Origin of the sequence: Janibacter hoylei PVAS-1, assembly GCF_000297495.1 — a bacterium.
GTDB classification, from domain to species: domain Bacteria; phylum Actinomycetota; class Actinomycetes; order Actinomycetales; family Dermatophilaceae; genus Janibacter; species Janibacter hoylei.
Window position 1 is genome coordinate 1 of sequence record NZ_ALWX01000038.1, and the last position, 4,727, is coordinate 4,727.

Annotated in this window: 5 protein-coding genes and 1 pseudogene; 5 read left to right on the plus strand and 1 reads right to left on the minus strand. The window is 64.8% G+C overall.

Translation table 11 applies throughout. The annotated features are described in order from the left end of the window. Nucleotides 1-1,415: 1,415 nt before the first annotated feature. The 5 genes from B277_RS17940 to B277_RS08320 all read left to right on the plus strand — a co-directional run bounded on the left by B277_RS17940 (nt 1,416) and on the right by B277_RS08320 (nt 4,095). On the plus strand, nt 1,416-1,589 hold the full coding sequence (locus B277_RS17940) for a hypothetical protein (RefSeq protein ID WP_169330601.1): 174 nt from the start codon (nt 1,416-1,418) through the stop codon (nt 1,587-1,589). Between the two features lie 23 nt (nt 1,590-1,612). After that, a complete protein-coding gene (locus tag B277_RS20315) occupies nt 1,613-1,993 on the plus strand; it encodes an ATP-binding cassette domain-containing protein (RefSeq protein WP_083853698.1) in 381 nt (126 codons plus the stop codon). Next, nucleotides 1,893-2,333, plus strand: coding sequence for an ATP-binding cassette domain-containing protein (locus tag B277_RS19545; protein WP_274517176.1), 441 nt, complete (start codon nt 1,893-1,895; stop codon nt 2,331-2,333). Before B277_RS20315 ends, B277_RS19545 begins: the two co-directional genes overlap by 101 nt. Then, the gene (locus B277_RS08310; protein WP_007927220.1) at nt 2,330-2,839 is read left to right on the plus strand and encodes a hypothetical protein; all 510 of its coding nucleotides are present in this window, start codon (nt 2,330-2,332) and stop codon (nt 2,837-2,839) included. The genes B277_RS19545 and B277_RS08310 overlap by 4 nt, the downstream gene beginning before the upstream one ends. A 39-nt stretch (nt 2,840-2,878) precedes the next feature. Continuing rightward, a protein-coding gene (locus B277_RS08320; RefSeq protein WP_238148086.1) for an IS3 family transposase occupies nt 2,879-4,095 on the plus strand; the annotation gives its coding sequence in 2 pieces (ribosomal slippage) (nt 2,879-3,163 and nt 3,166-4,095; 1,215 coding nt in all). A gap of 33 nt (nt 4,096-4,128) precedes the next feature. On the opposite strand, the pseudogene B277_RS08325 reads toward B277_RS08320, so the two are convergent. Beyond that, a pseudogene (locus tag B277_RS08325) lies at nt 4,129-4,727 on the minus strand (IS3 family transposase); the annotation flags it as partial.

A 4,727-nucleotide genomic window follows, 5' to 3' on the forward strand; every position in this document is an offset into this window, starting at 1 on the left:
CCGACATCCAGCTCCCTGTGCGGGACACCAAGATCCGCAAAGACGAAAAGAAGGAGCAGCAAGACATCGAGCAGGCAGCGAACCTGCGCCACAGCTCCGGCCAGACCACGGACACGGATAAGACTGAAGACCCCCGCAAAGACACCGATCGGAGGTGACGTCGGTCGGGAGGTGTGAGTCCGGGACTGGGTTTCCAGTGCACTCAATAAGCGCTCTCAAGGTCGGGTGGCCAGTTTGTGTGGTTCCGCCTAATCGGAGATTGCGACGCTTGCGAGGCACCCCTAGATTCGTGCGATGGGACGCTCGCGATCGGATGCTGAAGAGCGGGTGGGCTCCGACGCAGATGCGTCCCAGCGGGAGTCGTCTGCCGCAAGCCTCGCGATGAGTGGACCGGTTACGGCTGTCGAGCCGTCGGTCCGGGGCGCTGGGTGTGCTCGGCGAAATCGTCCTCACCGCAGGGGTGCTCGTCCCACTCTTCACCGGCTGGCAGCGTCCAGCCGGCGATAGCCAGACGGAGCGCCGCACGCCGATCCCCTTGCGGGGCCAGGGTAAGCGGCCATGGCCCTGAGATGGTCAAGTAGCAGCTCCGCCGCGGTACTTTGCACGACGCCATCCGCGAGGGCCTTGTGCAATGTAGGCCGCGTGTCGTGTGCAGTCTTCGATGCATCTCGACAGCGGGTCGGTGAACGGTCGTCGCTGGCCTCGTGTCGCGTTTGACGATCGTCACCGCACACCCACGTTTGGTCGCCAGCCGGTCGCCTTGCCCACCTCTCCTCGACTCGATGGCTTCCGAGCCGGACCACTACTGAGCCGAGGTATCTGGGGACCTCCTGCGCGGCTGGCCGACAGTGGCGGCTTGGTGACTCAGAACCTGACGTCACCGAGCCGTACGTGTCCAACGCTGAGGTGTTGCGTTTGAAAGGCACTCGACTTACCGCCCCACTGACACCCCGGTGGCACGAGTCAGGTCGCTGCAGACCTGTTGCCAGTCCTCGAGTGGAGACACGACCACCCGCAGCTGTGTGTTGAGGTCAACGTGCTGATCCGCGGCGGGGACGAACTAACGATGGTAGTCGGACTCTAGGTGTACTCGGCCGACAGGTTGGTGACACTCCGGTTGGGTCGTTGACGTAAGGGAGGACCCCCGAAAGTCTTGTGGTGCTACGAACTCGTCGTGGCATCACAAGGGGAGATTCATCATGGGAAAGACGCCACTTTTCAAGTCGGCCATCAAGGCCATCGGACTAGTCGCGGCGTGCACGATCGCCGCAACCCCAGCCTTCGCGGAGGGAAGTTGGAGCGGGAGCATCTCGGGTGCCAATAGCGGCTTCGGTTCGCGTACCTGGACGGACAAAAACAGCGACGCCGTGGCCAACGGTAAGCGCCTCACCCGCTGCTCGAAGTCGAATGCTGGGATGGCCTTTTACCGGAACCGCCAGTTCCCGGTGCCGGACGAGGTCGTCGGTGTGCAGAAGGAGAGCTGCGACTACTGGGTCGGGTACAAGCGGACGAGCGGTGCCATCCACTTCGTGCTCAAGAATGCCGGGTCGACAGGCTCGTTTTCGTCCCGAGTTGCTATTCAGTACTGATCCCAGAAACGAGCCGTAGCCTCATGCTTCTGTCCCTTGAGGACGTCACTGTTCGCCGTGGACGTCGTGACGTCCTCAAGGGACTCTCGTGGGCGCCCCCCTCAACTGGCCGGACTCTTCTGCTGGGTAGAAACGGAGCCGGGAAGACCACCACGCTGAAGGTTGCCTCGGGTGCGCTACGACCGAGAACGGGGACGGTCGAGATTGATGGGGAGCGTCCGCGCGCTCGAGAACTGCGCCGCCGCGTGTCGATGATGCAGCAGAGCATTTCGAGCGTTCCGAAACTCACTGTTGTCGAGCAGGTTGCTTTCGCGGCCTGGCTGGGGGGGGCGCAGCAAGAGCGAAGCACGCACCGCTGCCAGAGAAGCCATCAGTCAGGTGGACCTGCTCCACAAGATCGATGACGACCCAAGCCGCCTCTCTGGAGGCGAGCTGCGGCGAGTGGGCCTTGCCGAAGCCTTGGCCCGTCCTTCGGAGATCATCTTGCTCGACGAGCCCACGGCGGGTCTGGATCCGCGTCAACGGGCACGATTTCGCGATCTGCTTCTTAACCTTGACCGGCCCGCCGTTCTGTCCACGCACCAGCTCGATGACGTTGACGAGCTGTTCACCGCCGTCTCCGTGCTTGAAGAGGGCCGTATCGTCTTCAGCGGGTCGATCGAGGACTATCTTCGACTAGGCCACGGAAGAGATGTAGCGCGCAGGGCAGAGTCCGCGTTTGCGTCGCTGACGGGAGACGCATGAGTCTCTGGCGTGCCCTGAGGTGGTCCACGGCCGGGATTTTTCTGCTGCTCATTGCTATCGCGACCTACGCGGCCGCAATTTCCGAGCGTGACTTCTTCGGGGATTACCCTTTGGTCGCGCTCAGCCAAGGGTGGGTCGCCCTAGTGGTTACGGGACCTCTCCTCGCCGGATGGGCAGCATGGGACACCGCCCGGATCATGCCCTGGCTCGACGCGACGTTCGCTGGAGCCCACCGAGCAAAGGCACTAAGCGGGTTGACCGCCCCAGCACTGCTGCTCGGGGTGCTCCTTCCGCTGGCAATTGTCACCTATGTCGCCGGATGGCCCCCAGGGCCTACGACCGCGCTGGTGACGATCTCGGCCGGAGCGACCCTCATCGCCGCAGCCAGCCTCGGGTCCGCGGTCGGCAGCATCCTTCCACGACTGGTCGCCGTCCCCACTGCGGCGGCGGCTGTCTACGCCGTCCTTGCCTTGGGCGGGACTGCTGCACCGATAGGTGACATCTGATCTGTGGCGTCGAGGGGCGCTGCTGGAAGGATGGACACCGTGCCCAAGCCCTACCCCAAAGAGTTCCGCGATGACGTGGTCCGGGTCGCGAGGAACCGTGAGCCAGGAGTCCATCTCAAGCAGATCGCTGCTGACTTCGGGATCAGCGAGTCGTGCCTGACGAACTGGCTCAAGCGGGCTGATGTCGAGGACGGCAACGTGCCGGGCGTCACGGGCGAGCAGGCCGCCGAGCTGCGCGAGCTCAAGCGCCGTAACCGAATGCTGGAGCAGGAGAACGAGGTGTTGCGGCGGGCGGCGGCGTACTTGTCGCAGGCGAACCTGCCGGGAAAATGATGTTCCCGCTCGTCCGTGAGCTGGCCGGTCAGGACGCCCGGGTTCGGGTGCCTGTGTCGGTGACGTGCAGGATGTTGAAGTTGTGTCGTGCGCAGTACTACCGGTGGCTCGCCGCACCGGTCACCGAGGCCGAGCTGGCCTGGGCGTACCGCGCGAACGCGTTGTTCGACGCTCACCGTGATGACCCCGCGTTCGGGTACCGGTACCTGGCCGAGGAAGCCGCCGAGGTCGGATCGGCGATGAGCGAGCGGACCGCCTGGGCGATCTGCTCGCAGCAGGGCTGGTGGTCGACCTTCGGCAAGAAGCGCTCGGCCCGTCCGCGGCCGGGACCGCCGGTGCACGATGACCGCCTCGCGATCGAGGACGAGAGCGGCCGCACTCGGCACGACTTCACCAGCGCGGCGGCACCGAATCGTGTGTGGCTGACCGACATCACAGAGCATTGGACTGGGGAGGGCAAGCTCTACATGTGCGCGATCAAGGACGCTTGCTCCGGGCGGATCGTCGGCTACAGCATCGATGAGCGGATGACGTCGCAACTGGCTGTCACAGCGCTGAACTCGGCCGTCGCACGCCGTCAGGCTGACGGTGTTGATGTGGCCGGGTGCATCGTGCACAGCGACCGAGGCTCGCAATTTCGAAGCCGGCGATTCGTCCACAGCCTGGGCCGCCACCAGCTCGTCGGGTCCATGGGACGGGTCGGTGCCTGCGGCGACAACGCGGCGATGGAGTCGTTCTTCGCGCTCCTGCAGAAGAACGTGCTCAACAGCCGCCGCTGGGACACCCGCGACGAGTTGCGGATCGCGATCGTCACCTGGATCGAGCGGACCTACCACCGCCGCCGACGACAAGACCGCCTGGGCCGATTGACGCCCATCGAATACGAGACCACCATGACCACACCAGCCGACCAGGCTGCGTGACTACCCACTGTCACCTATCGGTGCAGCAGTCCCGGTTGCGATCTCGACGTCGTCGAGGCCGCGCCACGGACCTCGTCGCCAGATGAGCTCCTTTTTGTACAGCTTGTTCAGGGCCTCGGCGGCGGCGTTGTCGTAGGAGTCGCCTGTCGAGCCGACCGAGGCTTCGATCCCGGCCTCGGCGAGACGTTCGGTGTAGCGAATGGCGAGGTATTGCACGCCCTTATCGCTGTGATGGACCAGTTTCGACAGGTCACGGTGATCACGAGAACGGGTCCAGATGGCGTGCTCGAGGGCATCCAGCGCCAGATCGGTGCGCAGCGAGCGGGACACTCGCCAGCCGACGACGCGGCGGGCGAACAGATCCATCACGAAGGCGACATAGACGAACCCGGTCCACGTCGGGACGTACGTGATGTCGGCAACCCACCGCTGGTCCGGGGCCCCAGCCGTGAAGTCACGCTCGAGCCGGTCGCGTGGCTCGTGACCGCCAGGCGGTGCGGGACGCGTCGTGCGGGCCGACCTGGCGTTGGGCACCCCAGCAAGGCCCAATGCGCGCATCCGACGCTCCACGGTGCACCGGGCCACGGGGTCGAGCGGGTGGACCCGGTTGATGACCTTCCACATCTTCCGGG

Coding starts and splice junctions, on each gene's coding strand:
- B277_RS08310 (WP_007927220.1), top strand. CDS start 2,330: ATGAGTCTCTGGCGTGCCCTGAGGTGGTCCACGGCCGGGATTTTTCTG.
- B277_RS20315 (WP_083853698.1), top strand. CDS start 1,613: ATGCTTCTGTCCCTTGAGGACGTCACTGTTCGCCGTGGACGTCGTGAC.
- B277_RS17940 (WP_169330601.1), top strand. CDS start 1,416: ATGGCCTTTTACCGGAACCGCCAGTTCCCGGTGCCGGACGAGGTCGTC.